Annotated in this window: 14 protein-coding genes and 2 pseudogenes; all 16 read left to right on the forward strand. The window is 43.9% G+C overall.

Features of this window, described 5'->3' with window-relative positions; all coding sequences use genetic code 11:
- Nucleotides 1–76 precede the first annotated feature (76 nt).
- The 16 genes and pseudogenes from BN3456_RS15890 (at nucleotide 77) to BN3456_RS07615 (ending at nucleotide 15,646) form a co-directional block, all read left to right on the forward strand.
- Nucleotides 77–244 (forward strand): hypothetical protein, encoded by a 168-nt coding sequence (locus BN3456_RS15890; RefSeq protein ID WP_176699135.1) that lies wholly within the window; start codon nucleotides 77–79, stop codon nucleotides 242–244.
- A 325-nt stretch (nucleotides 245–569) separates the two neighbouring features.
- Nucleotides 570–1,289, forward strand: a complete 720-nt coding sequence (locus BN3456_RS16580) for a reverse transcriptase domain-containing protein (RefSeq protein WP_207644091.1) — start codon at nucleotides 570–572, stop codon at nucleotides 1,287–1,289.
- Nucleotides 1,290–1,291: 2 nt separating this feature from the next.
- The gene (locus BN3456_RS16065; protein WP_347457990.1) at nucleotides 1,292–2,479 is read left to right on the forward strand and encodes a hypothetical protein; all 1,188 of its coding nucleotides are present in this window, start codon (nucleotides 1,292–1,294) and stop codon (nucleotides 2,477–2,479) included.
- A 91-nt stretch (nucleotides 2,480–2,570) separates the two neighbouring features.
- Nucleotides 2,571–3,134 (forward strand): annotated as a pseudogene (locus BN3456_RS07555) (TraG/TraD/VirD4 family protein); the annotation flags it as partial.
- A gap of 291 nt (nucleotides 3,135–3,425) precedes the next feature.
- Nucleotides 3,426–3,641, forward strand: coding sequence for a Maff2 family mobile element protein (locus tag BN3456_RS07560; RefSeq protein WP_089983530.1), 216 nt, complete (start codon nucleotides 3,426–3,428; stop codon nucleotides 3,639–3,641).
- An 18-nt stretch (nucleotides 3,642–3,659) separates the two neighbouring features.
- Complete coding sequence (locus BN3456_RS07565; protein ID WP_089983531.1) at nucleotides 3,660–4,532, forward strand: VirB6/TrbL-like conjugal transfer protein, CD1112 family; 873 nt, start codon at nucleotides 3,660–3,662, stop codon at nucleotides 4,530–4,532.
- An 11-nt stretch (nucleotides 4,533–4,543) separates the two neighbouring features.
- Nucleotides 4,544–5,137, forward strand: a complete 594-nt coding sequence (locus BN3456_RS07570; RefSeq protein WP_089983532.1) for an MT-A70 family methyltransferase — start codon at nucleotides 4,544–4,546, stop codon at nucleotides 5,135–5,137.
- Between the two features lie 21 nt (nucleotides 5,138–5,158).
- On the forward strand, nucleotides 5,159–5,533 hold the full coding sequence (locus BN3456_RS07575; protein ID WP_089983533.1) for a PrgI family protein: 375 nt from the start codon (nucleotides 5,159–5,161) through the stop codon (nucleotides 5,531–5,533).
- A 43-nt stretch (nucleotides 5,534–5,576) separates the two neighbouring features.
- Complete coding sequence (locus BN3456_RS07580; protein ID WP_242862833.1) at nucleotides 5,577–7,817, forward strand: VirB4-like conjugal transfer ATPase, CD1110 family; 2,241 nt, start codon at nucleotides 5,577–5,579, stop codon at nucleotides 7,815–7,817.
- 711 nt (nucleotides 7,818–8,528) lie between these two features.
- Entirely contained in the window at nucleotides 8,529–10,445 is a 1,917-nt protein-coding gene (gene ltrA, locus BN3456_RS07585) for a group II intron reverse transcriptase/maturase (RefSeq protein ID WP_089983534.1), read from the forward strand.
- Nucleotides 10,446–10,573: 128 nt separating this feature from the next.
- Nucleotides 10,574–10,957 (forward strand): annotated as a pseudogene (locus tag BN3456_RS07590) (conjugal transfer protein TraE); the annotation flags it as partial.
- A complete protein-coding gene (locus tag BN3456_RS07595) occupies nucleotides 10,954–11,733 on the forward strand; it encodes a DNA-methyltransferase (protein WP_089983536.1) in 780 nt (259 codons plus the stop codon). The pseudogene BN3456_RS07590 and the gene BN3456_RS07595, both read left to right, overlap by 4 nt.
- A gap of 36 nt (nucleotides 11,734–11,769) precedes the next feature.
- A complete protein-coding gene (locus BN3456_RS07600; RefSeq protein WP_089983537.1) occupies nucleotides 11,770–12,054 on the forward strand; it encodes a hypothetical protein in 285 nt (94 codons plus the stop codon).
- A 28-nt stretch (nucleotides 12,055–12,082) separates the two neighbouring features.
- Nucleotides 12,083–14,593: a C40 family peptidase gene (locus tag BN3456_RS07605; RefSeq protein WP_089983538.1), complete on the forward strand. Its 2,511-nt coding sequence runs from the start codon at nucleotides 12,083–12,085 to the stop codon at nucleotides 14,591–14,593.
- A gap of 17 nt (nucleotides 14,594–14,610) precedes the next feature.
- Nucleotides 14,611–14,943 (forward strand): DUF4315 family protein, encoded by a 333-nt coding sequence (locus BN3456_RS07610; protein ID WP_089983539.1) that lies wholly within the window; start codon nucleotides 14,611–14,613, stop codon nucleotides 14,941–14,943.
- The gene (locus BN3456_RS07615) at nucleotides 14,933–15,646 is read left to right on the forward strand and encodes a CD1107 family mobile element protein (RefSeq protein ID WP_242862834.1); all 714 of its coding nucleotides are present in this window, start codon (nucleotides 14,933–14,935) and stop codon (nucleotides 15,644–15,646) included. The genes BN3456_RS07610 and BN3456_RS07615 overlap by 11 nt, the downstream gene beginning before the upstream one ends.
- Nucleotides 15,647–15,664: the final 18 nt, after the last annotated feature.

A 15,664-nucleotide genomic window follows, 5' to 3' on the forward strand; every position in this document is an offset into this window, starting at 1 on the left:
CAGGCTGTGTATGACAGTGCGGGCGGGGTTATCATAAGGTTAGAATGACCAAAAGGCGGTCTGACAAAGTTTTCGAATGTACGGCTCTAAAGGAATGGCCGGTAGAAATGCCGGTGTACCAATCGGGTACGCCATGTGGGGAAAAGTAATGGTTGTTAGCAGTGAAATTCCCTTTGCGCTTACAGGGCGTAAGTTTTCTGGAAAGAATCCGGGAAATACTGGCAGGGCTAAAGAAACGACCTAAGTGATAACAATGCTAAATTATATGGAACGTGGAAAGCAACCAACGAAAGAGCCTGCTGTAAGGCGATAAAGAATTTCGTTTGTATCGAAAGAGGACAGGGGCAGATATCCCCTGAAATTATAAGAGCATTTATGGTTGTGAGAGTAGTGCCACAGTACCTGTGAAGCCGTGATAATAAGCGGTGGAGGGATAGGCACAAGCCGATACTGATGTAACTTTTATATCTATATAGTAATCTACACAGGAGATTTTCATAGCTGTCGAGGTGTGACTAAGCAACCCCGGTTGCCGGAAAAAATCAATCTCCGATAAGGAGCTGATTACTATGACAAAACGAATTGTAAACAAAGCAGAGCGAAATGCAGAGAGATATGACGCAAAGGAAGTCGGGTATCAACTGTATGAAGACAGTGGGAATCAGAAAACGTTTAAAAGACTGATGCCGTTTGTGGTATCAGAGCAAAATATCCTGCTTGCATATCGAAATATCTGCAAAAACGGGGGAAGTAAGACTCCCGGGACAGATGGAAAAACAATTGTACAAATACAGGAGTTATCCATTGAGGAGGTCATAAAAACCGTTAGAAACAAACTGAATTACTACCAACCCAAGAAAGTCAGGCGAGTGGAAATCCCGAAAGATAATGGAAAAACCAGACCATTAGGTATTCCAAGCATCTGGGACAGAATTATTCAACAGTGTATCCTGCAAATACTGGAGCCTGTTTGTGAGGCTAAATTTCATGAACGAAACAATGGTTTCAGACCCTATCGCTCCACACAGAATGCCATTGCCCAATGCTATAAGATGGCACAGATACAAAATCTGCATTTTGTTGTGGATGTAGATATCGTTGGATTTTTTGATAACATTGACCACAATAAGCTCATCCGACAGTTGTGGGGAATTGGAATACAGGACAGAAAGCTAATTATGATTATTAAGCAGATGCTGAAAGCAGAAATTCTGTTCAATGACATTACAATGACCCCGGAAACTGGTACACCACAGGGGGGATTTTATCCCCACTTCTGGCAAATGTAGTATTGAATGAACTGGACTGGTGGATTGCCAGTCAGTGGGAAATGTTCCAAATCAGAGAGGGAACGACAGGATATGAATATAACAAAGTTGATGATGAGGGAAATGTACTGGCAGTTGACAAGACGCAAAAATGGAACCGCATGAGAGCCACTACAAAATTAAAGGAAATGTATGTTGTCAGGTACGCCGATGACTTTAAAATTTTTTGCAGGGACTATGTAACTGCAAAGAAAACGATGTGTGCAACGAAGCTGTGGTTAGCCGAGAATCTCCACTTACAGACAAGCGATGAAAAGTCGGGAATTACGAATCTCAGGAAAAACTATACAACATTCCTGGGAATCAAATTTAAAGTAGTCCCCAAGGGCAAGAGATGGATTGTACGTTCGCATATGGCGGATAAAAGTAAAGAGAAAGCGATTCATAGAATCAGAGGTCTGTGGAATGACATCAAGAATCCGGGCAAGCAGGCAGAGTTGGAGAAAAATATCACATTATATAATTCTGTGGTTATGGGTATGCACAACTACTACTGTATGGCAACGATGGTTTCAGCGGATTTTGCTGAAATACACTATAAAGCAATGGGAAAAAGTAATGGTGTGAATCATAACAGGCGGTGCATTCCATTAAAAAAAGAGGGAGAGATAACCAGTAAAGTAATTATGGAAAGATACGGAGCATCAAAACAATTCCGCTGGATGAGAGGAAGAATGATTCTTCCGGTGGGTTATGTATCTTATGTTTATCCCAAGTATAAACGGCGTTGCGTCAACAAATATATACGGAAGTATTCAGATGGTGAAAACTGTGTCAGTTTTGAAGTCATGAAATACATGATGGAAAATGCAAAAAGCTATCCAACGCTTGAAATGGCAGATAATGCCCTATTAAGATATATAGCACAAAAAGGAAAGTGTGCAGTAACACATGAGCCGCTATGCGTCTATGACATGGTATGCCAGCATATCAAACCGGTAAATGGTGAAAGGAATGACACATACCGAAATCTGATAATTATATCAGCAGATGTTTCAAAGCTGATTCTAGCGGAAAACAAAAAGACCATAAGGCGAATGGTGAGAACCCTGAGCCTTACAGCAGAAATGCAAGATAAAGTAAACAAACTCCGTAAGCATAGGGAGTTAGAAAAGATACAATTCGAAGACTATATAGATACTAAGAAGTAAAATCAGTCGGTGGAACGCCGTGTGAGGGGAAACTTTCATGCACGGTGTGGAGCGGGGGAAAAGCCCGAGACGCAAGTCAGAGGCTTACCTATCGCTATTCGGACAGATTCCTAAATTTGATAAATTGATTGCGACCATCCGAAGCCGGGAAATCTCGGCTTCTATTATTTTGCAGTCACAGAGCCAGCTAAAAACAATCTATAAAGATGCTGCTGAAACAATCACAGGAAACTGTGACACCATGCTGTTTTTAGGCGGCAAGGAAAGTACCACATTAAAAGAAATTTCAGAAACTTTAGGAAAAGAAACGATTGATCTGTATAACACGTCGGATACCCGTGGGCAGAGCCGTTCCTATGGTTTGAATTACCAGAAAACAGGTAAGGAACTTATGAGCCGGGATGAACTTGCGGTCATGGATGGAAATAAATGTATCCTGCAGCTCCGCGGTGTTCGTCCGTTTCTCAGTGACAAGTTTGACATCACTAAGCATAAACGATATCAGGAACTATCGGACTATGATAAAAAGAATGTTTTTGATGTGGAAGCATACTTAGAACACCGACTTAAACTTAGTGCAACAGAGGAATTTGAATTGTTTGAAGTAGATGGAAGTGAGGAAATTATAGAGGAACAAGCTGATACAGAGCAATAAAAGTAATATTTAGAAAGAATTGTGAACTTTACGACACGATGTCGCAAAGCTGCGGAAAGGAAAGGTGCAATGGATTTGGCAGATACGGACTCTAAATATAAGCGCCCACCTATTCGGGCAGAGCCATAAAAAGGGTAAGGATAGTCCGGGGCACAGTAAAAACCAAAAAATCGGAAGGGAGAAAAACTGAATCAGGAAAGGGCGAACCGGCGATATCTATCGGCGGTTTTTTCATACTGTGCATAACAGGGAGAAAAACCCTGTTTTCCAGATTTAAGTTTAAAAATTTATATGGCATTTTTTAGTTCAGCAATCAGTATTTTACAAACCCTTGTAGTGGCTATTGGCGCAGGTTTGGCAGTATGGGGCGTTATTAACTTGTTAGAGGGATATGGTAACGACAATCCGGGGGCAAAATCACAAGGCATCAAACAATTGATGGCGGGGGGTGGAGTTGTGTTGATTGGAACGCAGTTAATTCCCCTGCTTGGAAATCTATTTTCATAATGGAAAGGAGATCCGCTCATGTTCGATAGCATTTTTGAGGCAATCGAGGAATGGATGAGGGAGCTTCTGACGGGAATGGTGGAGTCCAACCTGACAACGATGTTTGCCGATGTGAACGAAAAAACCGGTGAAATCGCTGCCCAGGTCGGACAGACCCCGCAGGGATGGAACGGCAGCATTTTCAGCCTGATAGAAAATCTGTCAAACTCTGTGATTGTGCCCATTGCGGGAATGATTATTACGTTTATCCTGTGTTATGAACTGATTACCATGATGACGGAGAAAAACAATATGCACGACATCGACACATGGATGTTTTTTAAGTATTTCTTCAAGATGTGGGTAGCGGTTTATCTCGTCAGCAATACCTTTACCATTGTGATGGCAATATTTGATGTAGGGCAGCATGTGGTAAATGCAGCCGCCGGCGTTATTAACGGACAGACAGCTATTAATGTGGATTCTATGCTGGAACAAATGCGTACAGCAATGGAATCTATGGAAATCGGGGAATTGGTCATATTGGCTTTGGAAACAATGCTGGTCAGCCTATGCATGAAGATTATGTCTGTGCTGATTACAGTCATTTTATATGGTCGTATGATTGAAATTTATCTTTTTACCTCGGTCGCACCAATTCCATTCGCAACTATGTCCAACCGGGAATGGGGGCAAGTGGGAAATAATTATTTCCGGGGGCTTCTGGCTCTTGGATTCCAGGGGTTTTTTATGATGGTCTGTGTTGGTATATATGCAGTTCTGATATCCACCATAGAAATTTCAGACAACATGCATTCAGCCTTGTTTGGTGTGGCAGCGTATACCGTTATTCTATGTTTTAGCCTGATGAAAACCTCAAACTTATCAAAATCAATATTTAATGCCCATTAAAGGAGGCGGTTATGGAGAAAAAATACAACATTGTCTATGCCGATCCGCCGTGGAGATATCAACTGAATAAAGGACGGGGGATTGCAGAAAATCATTATCCAACCATGAGTATAAAAGAAATATGTGCACTTCCCATCAATCGCATTACAGATAAAGATGCGGTTCTGTTTTTATGGATCACGTTCCCTCAGCTTCCAGAAGCTCTAAAAGTGATGGAATCCTGGGGATTTAACTATAAGACTGCCGCATTTGTATGGGTGAAGCAGAATAAGTCCGGAAACGGGTTTTTCTTTGGATTGGGGCATTGGACACGTTCCAATGCAGAAATCTGTCTGTTAGGAATTAAAGGACATCCCCGGCGTATTTCTAACAAGGTATTCCAGCTTATTGTCAGCCCTCGTGCAGAACACAGTAAGAAACCGGAGGAAGTTCGGACAAAAATTGTGGAGCTTATGGGGGATTTGCCCAGGGTGGAACTTTTTGCAAGACAGGAAACACCTGGATGGGATAGATGGGGAAATGAAGTGGAGATATCCCCGCAAATGCGGGGGTTGGAAAAAATCAGAGGAAAGGAGATACCGGAAAATAGAGAAATCATTATTTGAAAATTCCGGTCAGTAAATACGATGGCGTTTGTCAGTGTGCCAAAGGATTTGGCACGGGTAAAGAACAAAGTGTTTTTAAATATGACGGCTAGACAGATTATCTGTCTGTCGGCTGCGGCGGCTGTGGGGCTGCCTTTTTATTTTCTCACAAGGGGATACATTGGAACCAGCAATGCGGCTACCGGCATGGTAATTTTGATGATGCCGGCATTTCTGTTTGCTATGTATAAAAAAGACGGACTGCCGCTGGAAAAGATTCTGCGGAATGTGATTAATGTAAAAATTCGGAATCCTGCCATTCGCAGGTACGAAGTGGAGAACTTCTATGAGCGGCAGGAAGTATCAACAAAATCAAAGAACGGAGGCGGTAAAGTTGAGAAGAAAAAGAAACGATAAAGTACCGGAGTATGGGTATGTGGCGCTTTATGACACCGAGGACATGGAAGATATGGTAAAGGATCATCCCCCTTCAAAGCTGACCAGGCAGGAAAAGAAAGCAGTAAAAAGAGCTGAGAAACAAAGAATAAAGAGGGAAAAAGCAGAGAGAAAAGCCGCTAAAAAGGCAGCATGTAAAAAAAAGTGGACTTTCCATGAAAAAAAAGTAAGGTCTAAGGAAAAGACGGTAAGAAGAAAGCCGGATAAAAAAATACATCGTGAGATTAGTTCAGGTAAAAAATCCGGGAGCCGGAGACAGACAAAAACGGCGGCAAAAAAAGCAAAGGAAAAGCGTCTGTCTGCACAAAAATCTATTCCGTATAGAGAGATGGGGAAAGATGGAATCTGCCGGGTGCGGGAGAAATTTTATTCTAAAACAATCCGGTTCTATGATATTAACTATCAGTTAGCGCAGAATGAGGACAAAAACGCCATATTTGAGAACTGGTGTGATTTCCTCAATTATTTTGATAGTACCATCCACTTCCAGATTTCCTTTATCAACCACCATAGCAGCATGGCGGAGTTTGAATCTGTTATCCAGATTAAGCCGCAGAAGGATGCATTTGACGATGTTCGCATGGAATATGCACAGATGTTGAAGAATCAACTTGCTAAGGGAAATAACGGTTTAGTCCGTACAAAGTATATCACGTTTGGCATTGAAGCGGAGAATATACGGGAGGCAAAGCCGAAGCTGGAACGGATTGAAGCGGATATCCTGAACAATTTTAAAGTGCTCGGTGTATCGGCTTATCCGCTGAATGGGGAGGAGCGGTTAAAGATATTTTACGAAACCTTCAATCCGGAAGAGAAAGTTCCGTTTCGCTTTTCCTATGATAATGTGTTGCGCAGTGGAATGGGAACGAAGGACTTTATTGCGCCTACCAGTTTTGTGTTTAAAGACGGAAAGACTTTTCAGATGGGAAATACCATCGGAGCTGCATCTTATCTCAATATTTTAGCACCGGAGCTGACGGATAAAATGCTGGCAGAATTTTTGGACATAGATACGAACCTAATCGTAAACCTTCATATCCAGTCTTTAGACCAGATGAAGGCAATCAAGCTGGTGAAAAGCAAAGTGACCGATATTAACCGGATGAAGATTGAGGAACAAAAGAAAGCGGTGCGTTCTGGCTATGACATGGACATTATCCCGTCAGACCTAAATACCTATGGTGGGGAAGCAAAAAGGCTGCTGGAAGATTTACAGTCCAGGAATGAAAGGATGTTTCTCGTAACGGTGCTGTTCCTCAATACGGCAGGGAGTAGGCAGGAATTGGATAATGCGGTATTCCAGACAGCGGGAATCGCACAGAAATATAATTGTTCGCTTAGAAGGCTGGACTATATGCAGGAGCAGGGGCTGATGAGCAGTGTTCCGCTTGGGATGAATCTGATTCCCATTAAGCGGGCGTTGACTACCACATCCACTGCTATTTTTGTACCTTTTACGACACAGGAGCTTTTTATGGCAGGGGAATCTTTATATTACGGCTTAAATGCCCTGTCGAACAACATGATCATGGTAGACCGGAAACAGTTGAAGAATCCAAATGGGCTGATACTGGGAACCCCTGGTTCCGGAAAATCTTTTTCTGCAAAAAGAGAGATAACCAATGCCTTTTTTGCCACCCAGGACGACATCATTATCGGAGATCCGGAGGGGGAATATTATCCCCTGGTAAATGCTCTCGGCGGTCAGGTGATTCATATTTCCCCAACAAGCCATGATTACATCAACCCGATGGATATCAATCTCGATTATTCGGACGATGATAACCCACTGGGATTCAAGAGTGATTTTGTTTTGTCGCTATGTGAGTTAATCATGGGTTCCAGAAATGGTATTGAAGCGGAAGAAAAATCCGTGATTGACCGATGCCTGCCGATTGTATATCAGAAATACTTTGAGAATCCCATACCGGAAAATATGCCGGTTTTGGGTGACTTATATGAGTGCTTGCGGGCACAGACAGAAGTGCAGGCACAAAGAATTGCCACAGCCCTGGAAATCTATGTAAATGGCTCTCTGAAGGTGTTCAATCATCGTACAAATGTGGAGCTTTCTAACCGGATTGTCTGCTTTGACATCAAGGATTTGGGCAAGCAGTTAAAAAAGCTTGGGATGCTTATTGTTCAGGATCAGGTGTGGAACCGTGTCACTATCAACCGTGCGGTACATAAGTCCACCCGCTATTACATTGATGAGTTCCATCGGGCGAGACGTTCCGTAGCTTAATAGGCTACGGGGTCAGTGGTCGCCCGTGCCAGTGGCACGAATACTGCTGATACAACTGATATGATATTGCTCAAATGAGTGGGTAACGCCACGAAGGGGCACACGTAAACTGCCTATGGCGTGAGTAGTTGTGTAAGGCGAAAGGGTCATAAAGCTAGGCTGGAGAGCAAAAAGCCAACCCAAACAGGTAAAGCTGTGGAAAGGTTTGTAGAGGTACAGGCTGTTGGTGATTATGTAGTGGGCTGTATATGGTGAGAATCCCATAACGGGGGACGAACAAACGATATAAAGGGTCTAAAATTCGGATACGTTGAAAAGCGTATGTCCAGTTGTTGGACGATGATTACCGAAAAGTAGCAGAGTGGATGTGAAAGTCGGGATACCGTTACAGGCGGTATAAATCATCAGGCCCAAAGGAAGCACCTAAGTACAGTATCGTATCATATCGGAACGTCGGAAGCAGCGGACAGCGAGCAGTTACACCTGCTATGACCTGTTGATAGGGAAAACCTCAAGTATAACCTATCTTAACCGCTGTGAAAGCGGAGGCACGAGCGTTGAAGTTCCTGTAATGGGAATGGAGCAACAGCCTCTAGTGGGAGCCGGAGCAATCCGGCAAAAGAAGTGCAATAAAGTAATGTAGTTGACATTCATAGGTTCGAGTATGACTAAAAGAAACCGAGCCGAGCCAAAAGCGAGGTGATGTTGACTATGCGAAGAAAAGAAATGTTGAAACGGAACAGTCTGCGCCATGCGGAGTATTACAGTATGGTGGAAATTCAGGACAGGCTGTTTCAAGAAAGCAAAGACGGTAAGGTATTCAAAGACCTTATCAGTACCATTGCCAGTGAGCAAAACATCAAGCTGGCATACCGCAACCTGAAAACAAACAAAGGAAGCAACACGGCTGGCGTTGACGGCGTGACGTTTGAAGATTTGAAGCAAATGCCGGAAGAAGCCATTGTAAAACGGGTCAGGGATAAGATATTCAACTATCAGCCAAAAGCTGTAAGGCGGGTATATATTCCGAAAGCCAACGGGAAACTCCGCCCTTTGGGGATTCCCACCGTGCTTGACAGGATTGTGCAACAGTGTGTCCTGCAAGTCATGGAGCCAGTCTGTGAAGCAAAATTTCATAGGTACAGTTACGGATTCAGACCAAACCGCAACTGTAAACAGGCAGTCGCCATGTGCTATAAACTGGCACAGGTAAGCGGGTTTCACTACGTGGTGGACGTTGATATAAAAGGATTTTTCGATAACGTCAACCATGGGAAACTTCTGAAACAGATATGGGCGCTGGGAATACAGGATAAATGTCTGCTGTCCCTAATCAGCAAGATGCTAAAAGCGCCGATTGAAGAAAACGGAGAAAGAACCATTCCCACAAAGGGAACGCCGCAAGGCGGGGTTTTAAGCCCGTTGCTTGCAAACATTGTTCTGAATGAATTGGACTGGTGGATTGACAGCCAGTGGGCAAATATGATTGTCCAGAAACCCAGTAAAAGTGATTACACCTACAATCGTGATGGTTCACTTAACAAGGGGAATATCTACAAGAAGTTAAGGGCAAGCAAGCTGAAAGAAGTGTTCTCCGTCCGCTATGCCGACGATTTTAAGCTGTTCTGTAAAACCTATGACCATGCGGTGCGTCTGAAAAAAGCGACTGAAATGTGGCTGTCGGAACGTCTGCAACTGGAAACTTCCGAGGAAAAATCTAAGATTACCAACCTGAAAGACGGTTACAGTGAATTTTTAGGCATTCAATTCAAGGTGTATCGGAAAGGAAAAAAGTGGTGCGTCAAGTCACACATGACTGACAAAGCCATAAAGACCCAAAAGGCCGCCTTGAAGCAGCATTTAGTAAAGGCTTGCAAGGATTATGAAAATGCGGAGATTCAGCATATGGCGATAATCCGCTACAATCAGGCTGTTGTGGGTGTCCATGAGTATTACAGCATGGCAACCATGATAAATGAAGATGTCCATAAGCTCTTTCCGAGTTTGGACAGAACCATGAAAGTCCGATTGAATACCCGGTGCAACCTAAGCAGGGCAAAGCCGCCCAATCTGCATGGTGGAATGGATTTATTCATCTATGAGAAATACAGGAAGTCCAAGCAGATTTGGTACATAAACGGCTATATCCTTGCCCCGGTTGCGTACTGTCGGCACAGGAATCCAATGTGCCACCGTTCCTCAATCAACCAGTACACGCCGGAGGGCAGAACGGAAATCCATAAGATGTTGAGCAAGGAAGCCTATTCTGCCACCTTGTTTGAATTAAGCCAGAGCAGGAACCCGGAACGAAGTATTGAATACTGCGATAACCGACTATCACGGTTTGTTGCGGCACAGGGTAAATGCGAAATCACAGGAGTTATGCTGACAGCCGAAGAAGTCCACTGCCACCACTGGAAGCCGGTGTCTTTAGGTGGAACCGACGAGTATTCCAACCTGCGTATTGTGCATGAAAATGTCCATCGGCTGATTCATGCCACTACAAAGGAAACAATCCTGAAATATCTTGAATTAACAGGTTGCAAAGAAAAAGGCAGATTGGTAAAGGTCAACAAGTGGCGGATTGCCGCCGGACTGAAACCGATACTGCTGACCGAATTAAACTAAACATTTCTACTTTGTGAACAACTACATTAGCAATAAAAGACTTCTCCCATGGAACGCCGTGTGCAGTGAAAGCTGCTTGCACGGTGTGGGCCGGGGCGAAAGACCCGCAAGGGTCTGACCTATCGGCATTGCTTTTAAAAGAAGAACAGACCGCCGCTTACAGCGTGGAGATCTGGAAGCGTTTTAGAAAGTGGGGCGGTATTCCCACAGGCATTACCCAGAATATCAAGGACTTGCTGGCGAGCCGGGAAATTGAAAACATTTTTGAAAACTCGGACTTTATTTATATGTTAAACCAGGCTGCCGGAGACAGGCAGATTCTCGCAAAACAGTTAAATATCTCACCGCACCAGCTATCCTATGTAACCAACAGTGGCGAGGGAGAAGGGCTGATATTCTATGGCAGCACCATTATCCCATTTAAAGACAAGTTTGATCATTCCCTGCGTCTGTATACTTTGATGTCAACAAAACCCTCTGATTTGAAGGAACGGCAGGAGAAAACAGTATGACGGGAGGAAAAATCGACTTGCGAAACCGGGTTTTTCATGGTGACTGTATGGACTTATTTGAGGAAATACCAGATGGCTATGTGTCCATGATTCTGACAGACCCGCCATATGGAATTTCTTACAAAAATAATTTTGCAAACAGGAAACATGATTTGCTGCCTGGGGATGATGGGATTGATTATGAAAGAATGGCAAGGGAAAGCTACCGTATTTTACAGGATAACGCACATGCTTATTTTTTTACCAGATTTGACTGTTATCCGCATCACTATGAATGTTTGGTTAAGGCAGGTTTTTCCGTGAAGAACTGTATGGTTGTAGAGAAGGGAAATATATGCGGCATTGGCGATTTGCAGGGGAGTTTTGCGAACAATGCGGAGTGGATCATCTTCTGCCAGAAAGGGCGGCGCTTGTTTAACCACACCACATTACTACAAAATCGGAAAAAGGAAGGCAGTCTTTTCCAAAGGGGAAGGCCGCCGAGCAGGAAATATAAAACCAGATTCAATGCCTGCTGGTTTGGTGAGGAATATCCGAAAGCAACATATAACTCTGCATGGCATATCCAGCAGGGGATTCATCATCCCACAATTAAGAATGTGGAGTTGCTGAAATGGCTTATCCAGATTTCCAGTCTGCCGGGTGAACTGGTTTTTGATGGTTTTCTTGGAACTGGAAGCACTGCATTGGCAGCAAAGCAGACTGGACGTGATTACCTGGGGGCGGAAATTGAACATAAGTATTATCAGATAATTGGCAAACGTCTTTGCTGTTAATAACAAAATCATTAAGCTGAATAGAAAGGGAAAAATATGATACTTGAAAATGAAAACATAGAAAAAAAAGAAAGATGTGAAGAATTAAATAAGCTTCTGAATGCAGACCGGGAGGGGGATGGGGAAGAAATATTTGCCTGTATGATGGATGACCTCATTTATTTTGCATCCCTGCTGGATGTGCAGGGTTCCATGCTGCGTCTGCTGATGTTAAATGAAAAGAAAATGCCAAAAGAGATGTGGGAGTACAGCCAGAAAATAAAGGAACAGATAGACCAGACAATGGAAAAATGGGAACTGTATGCAACAACTTGTGTATAAAAGACAGCAGAGACTGGAGTGATCAGTTGTGCAAGAACATGAATATAAAGCAAGAGATAAGACCGTGAGGAAGATAAGCCGTGACGGTCTGATAGAAGAAAATCTTTACAGTGGGGAATCTGTCAGGATAAGCCAGAGGGAGCAGGACTGTTTATCTTTGTCCGGACAGGAAGAGGATTCAGTCAGCTTCCAAAATAACCGGCATAAGCAGGTGGGAAAAAATCCGTCAGCTACTTTGGAGGATACAGTCAATACATCTTTAAAACGGCGTAACCGGGCTGTTGAACAAGCGCTTTCCCCGGAAAGCGGCATGGCAACAGCTATTTTAATGCCAGAAGCTGCATTTTCACGCAGGGCATTATCAGAAAAAGACGAGACTGCCACATATGGAGAAGAGACAGATTCTGTACCAATGGATGAAACCGGGAAACTTACGGAACATTCATCACGTATGGAAAATATCCGGGGACATCCTTCAGGAAGTGAAAGCTATGTCAAGGCTGCTGCTGAAACCAGTCATTCCCAAAAGAAAAAACAGGTGCAGGCTTATTCCAGAAAGGAAAAGTTAAGGGCAGAGGAAAAAGAAACAGTTGCCGGACGGACGGAATCTGGCCAGGCTGAGTTTTCTCAGGAAACAGGGGATTCTTTTAGCGGAGAGAAAAAGGGGAAGGCACAACAGGAGCAGAGGAAGAAAAAATCCCGCCTGTCCTTTGATGATGAGGACAACAACGGCATGGTACGTGGTGCCGGCGTGGGTATCACAAAAAAAGCCGCAACAGCGGCGGCAGTATCCGCAGCTACCTATGTCCATGCCAAAGGGCATGAAGCAGAACAGGACAATGCGGCGGTAGAAGGAACACATAGGGCAGAACTGGCAGGAGAAAAAGCCTTGCAGTATGCCGCTTCAAGGAAACGCATCCATAACAAAGCGCCCAGGCTGAAAGAAAACATCCCTAGTGCAGAAGCTGGTGGATTGCAGTTTGAGACGGCACAGGAAACAGGGAAAGCGGCTGGCAGACATGCTGCGGAGACAGAACAGGCGAAGAAAAGCATCATTCAGCGGTTTTGGCAAAAACAGCGTTACAAGAAGGCATATCAGTCAGCAAAGAAAGGTGAGGCAACAGCAGAAGTAACCAGAAAAACAGCTCAGTCTTTCATAGCAAAAGCAAAAAGTATTGCCACAAATTTTATGAAGAGCCATAAAGGGATTTTTGGCATAGCGGCAGTTAGTGTACTTATATTTGTCATGGTATCTTCTGGATTGTCAAGCTGTGGGGCAATGCTACAGGGCAGCACATCCACATTTGTGAGCACTACCTACGCCAGTGATGATGAGGATATCTATGCAGTGGAAGCTGCCTATTCACAGTTGGAGGAAGCATTAAATAATCAAATAAACAGTATGGAATCCCGACATCCGGGATATGATGAATACCGCTATCAGGTGGATGAGATTTCCCATAATCCCTACCACCTGATTTCCTATTTTACGGCACTTTACGGAGATTTCACTTATGCCCAGGTAGCGGATGAAATTGAAGAAATATTCAGGCAGCAATATGGTCTGGACATTGATGAAACCAGGGGAACTGTGACGGAAACAAGGACAGTGCGTGTGGGGGAATCTCTTGGACAGGTGGTAACAAGTGGCTACTGCAGTTGCTCCATCTGCTGTGGGATATGGTCAGGGGGTCCGACAGCCAGCGGCGTTTATCCAACGGCAAACCATACCATAGCGGTGGATGCATCCAATCCTTTTGTACCAATGGGAACACATATAGTCATGAATGGTGTGGAGTATGTGGTGGAAGATACAGGGGCGTTTGACCGATATGGAGTGCAGTTTGATGTTTACTACGGCGACCACGCATCTGCATCTGCACATGGTCATCAGACTTGGGAGGCGTACATAGCAGACAGCAATGGCAGCCAGGAAGTAGAAGTGACCAGCACAAGGGAAGTGAACCGACTGGATGTAACCGTATCAAATCATAGCCTGGACGCAGTTCTCAGAAGCAGGATGAATGAAAATGAGAAGAAACGGTATGAGATTTATAATACCACGTATGGCAACCGGAACTATCTGTTTGATGTGGACAGCCTTCCGTCTTATGGAGATGGGGGCTTCGGTTATGAAATACCTGCAGAAGCATTGTCAGATGAAAAGTTTGCAAGAATGATACGGGAAGCAGAAAAATATCTTGGATATCCTTATGTATGGGGAGGTGCTTCACCGAGTACCAGCTTTGATTGTTCCGGCTTTGTATGCTGGGTTATCAATAACTGCGGAAATGGCTGGAATGTGGGCAGAGTGACCGCAGATGCACTTCGTTCTCATTGCTCCTATGTATCACCAGAACAGGCAAAACCGGGAGATTTGATTTTCTTCCAGGGAACCTATAACACATCAGGGGCTAGCCATGTAGGAATCTATGTAGGTGAAAACATGATGATCCATTGTGGAGATCCCATCCAGTATGCAAATATCAATTCCGCATACTGGCAACAGCATTTTATGGCGTTTGGCAGAATCCAGTAAAAGGGGGAAAGTAGAAAATGAATGTGAGATTAAAACGGCTTTTGGATGAAATAGAAAAAACGGAAGAAAGGATTGCGCAATGGCAGGAGCATTTAAGGAATCTGAACCTGCGGAAAAAGCAGATTGAGGATGCGGAAATTATTAAGACTATCCGTTCCATGAAGCTGGACAGCCGCAGGCTGTCAGAAGTCTTAGAAGAGATACAGAGAGGCAAAATTTCATTGCCCTGTCTGGAGCTGGATGATGAAAACACAGAGATAAATGAAGAAACAGAACAGACAGAAATAAGCGGAATACCGGAAGAACCGGAAGCAGTAAAGGAGGAAAAACATAGTGAAAATGAAAATTAAGAAGTGGATCATATTGTTCATTGCTGTATTGGGCATGGCTTTTCCCGCTGGTGTGACGGCATACGCCTACACGGATGAAGCAGTAGTGCAGGCTGCGGAAACGGAACCGCCGGCGGAGACAGTTACAAAGACAGAAACACCACCAGAAGCGGAAACACCATCAGAAACACCGCTGCCGGAGGAACCATCAGCGGAAACAGAAGCAAAGCCTTTTTCTGTGGAAGGAAACGGGCAGCTCTTAGATGATATATCCGGAGATGATACAAAACAGTTCCTTACTATTCAGACTAAGAATGGAAATACATTTTTTATGGTTTTAGACCGTTCCAGCAATTCAGAGAATGTCTATATGCTGTCTATGATTGACGAGAATGACCTGTCAGAGTTTATTGCAGAGACAAAGGAACCGGAAACAGAAAAACCATCTGTGGTACTGCCGGAGGAGACAGAGCCAGTGCCTTCCATAGAAGAGACAAAAGATAAGCCTGAAAAGGAGACAGAAAGCGTGAATACGGGCGCTATCTTTGCTATTTTTCTGCTGATAGCGGGGGGCGTTGGCTGTTATTATTATTTTAAAGTTGTTAAGCCCAAAAAAGCGGAGGAAGATGCAGAGGGTGAGGATTTGGAGTTCTATGATGATGCTTACATTAATGAGGACGAGGAAGCAGATCAGGAGAATCCGGATGATGAAACCGAAGAATAAGCAGATAAGAAGGTAATC

The organism is Clostridium sp. C105KSO13 (assembly GCF_001517425.1).
Classification (GTDB): Bacteria; Bacillota; Clostridia; order Lachnospirales; family Lachnospiraceae; genus Muricomes.

Coding starts and splice junctions, on each gene's coding strand:
- BN3456_RS15890 (WP_176699135.1), top strand. CDS start 77: ATGTACGGCTCTAAAGGAATGGCCGGTAGAAATGCCGGTGTACCAATC.
- BN3456_RS16580 (WP_207644091.1), top strand. CDS start 570: ATGACAAAACGAATTGTAAACAAAGCAGAGCGAAATGCAGAGAGATAT.
- BN3456_RS07560 (WP_089983530.1), top strand. CDS start 3,426: ATGGCATTTTTTAGTTCAGCAATCAGTATTTTACAAACCCTTGTAGTG.
- BN3456_RS07565 (WP_089983531.1), top strand. CDS start 3,660: ATGTTCGATAGCATTTTTGAGGCAATCGAGGAATGGATGAGGGAGCTT.
- BN3456_RS07570 (WP_089983532.1), top strand. CDS start 4,544: ATGGAGAAAAAATACAACATTGTCTATGCCGATCCGCCGTGGAGATAT.
- BN3456_RS07575 (WP_089983533.1), top strand. CDS start 5,159: ATGGCGTTTGTCAGTGTGCCAAAGGATTTGGCACGGGTAAAGAACAAA.
- BN3456_RS07580 (WP_242862833.1), top strand. CDS start 5,577: ATGGAAGATATGGTAAAGGATCATCCCCCTTCAAAGCTGACCAGGCAG.
- ltrA (WP_089983534.1), top strand. CDS start 8,529: ATGCGAAGAAAAGAAATGTTGAAACGGAACAGTCTGCGCCATGCGGAG.
- BN3456_RS07595 (WP_089983536.1), top strand. CDS start 10,954: ATGACGGGAGGAAAAATCGACTTGCGAAACCGGGTTTTTCATGGTGAC.
- BN3456_RS07600 (WP_089983537.1), top strand. CDS start 11,770: ATGATACTTGAAAATGAAAACATAGAAAAAAAAGAAAGATGTGAAGAA.
- BN3456_RS07610 (WP_089983539.1), top strand. CDS start 14,611: ATGAATGTGAGATTAAAACGGCTTTTGGATGAAATAGAAAAAACGGAA.
- BN3456_RS07615 (WP_242862834.1), top strand. CDS start 14,933: ATGAAAATTAAGAAGTGGATCATATTGTTCATTGCTGTATTGGGCATG.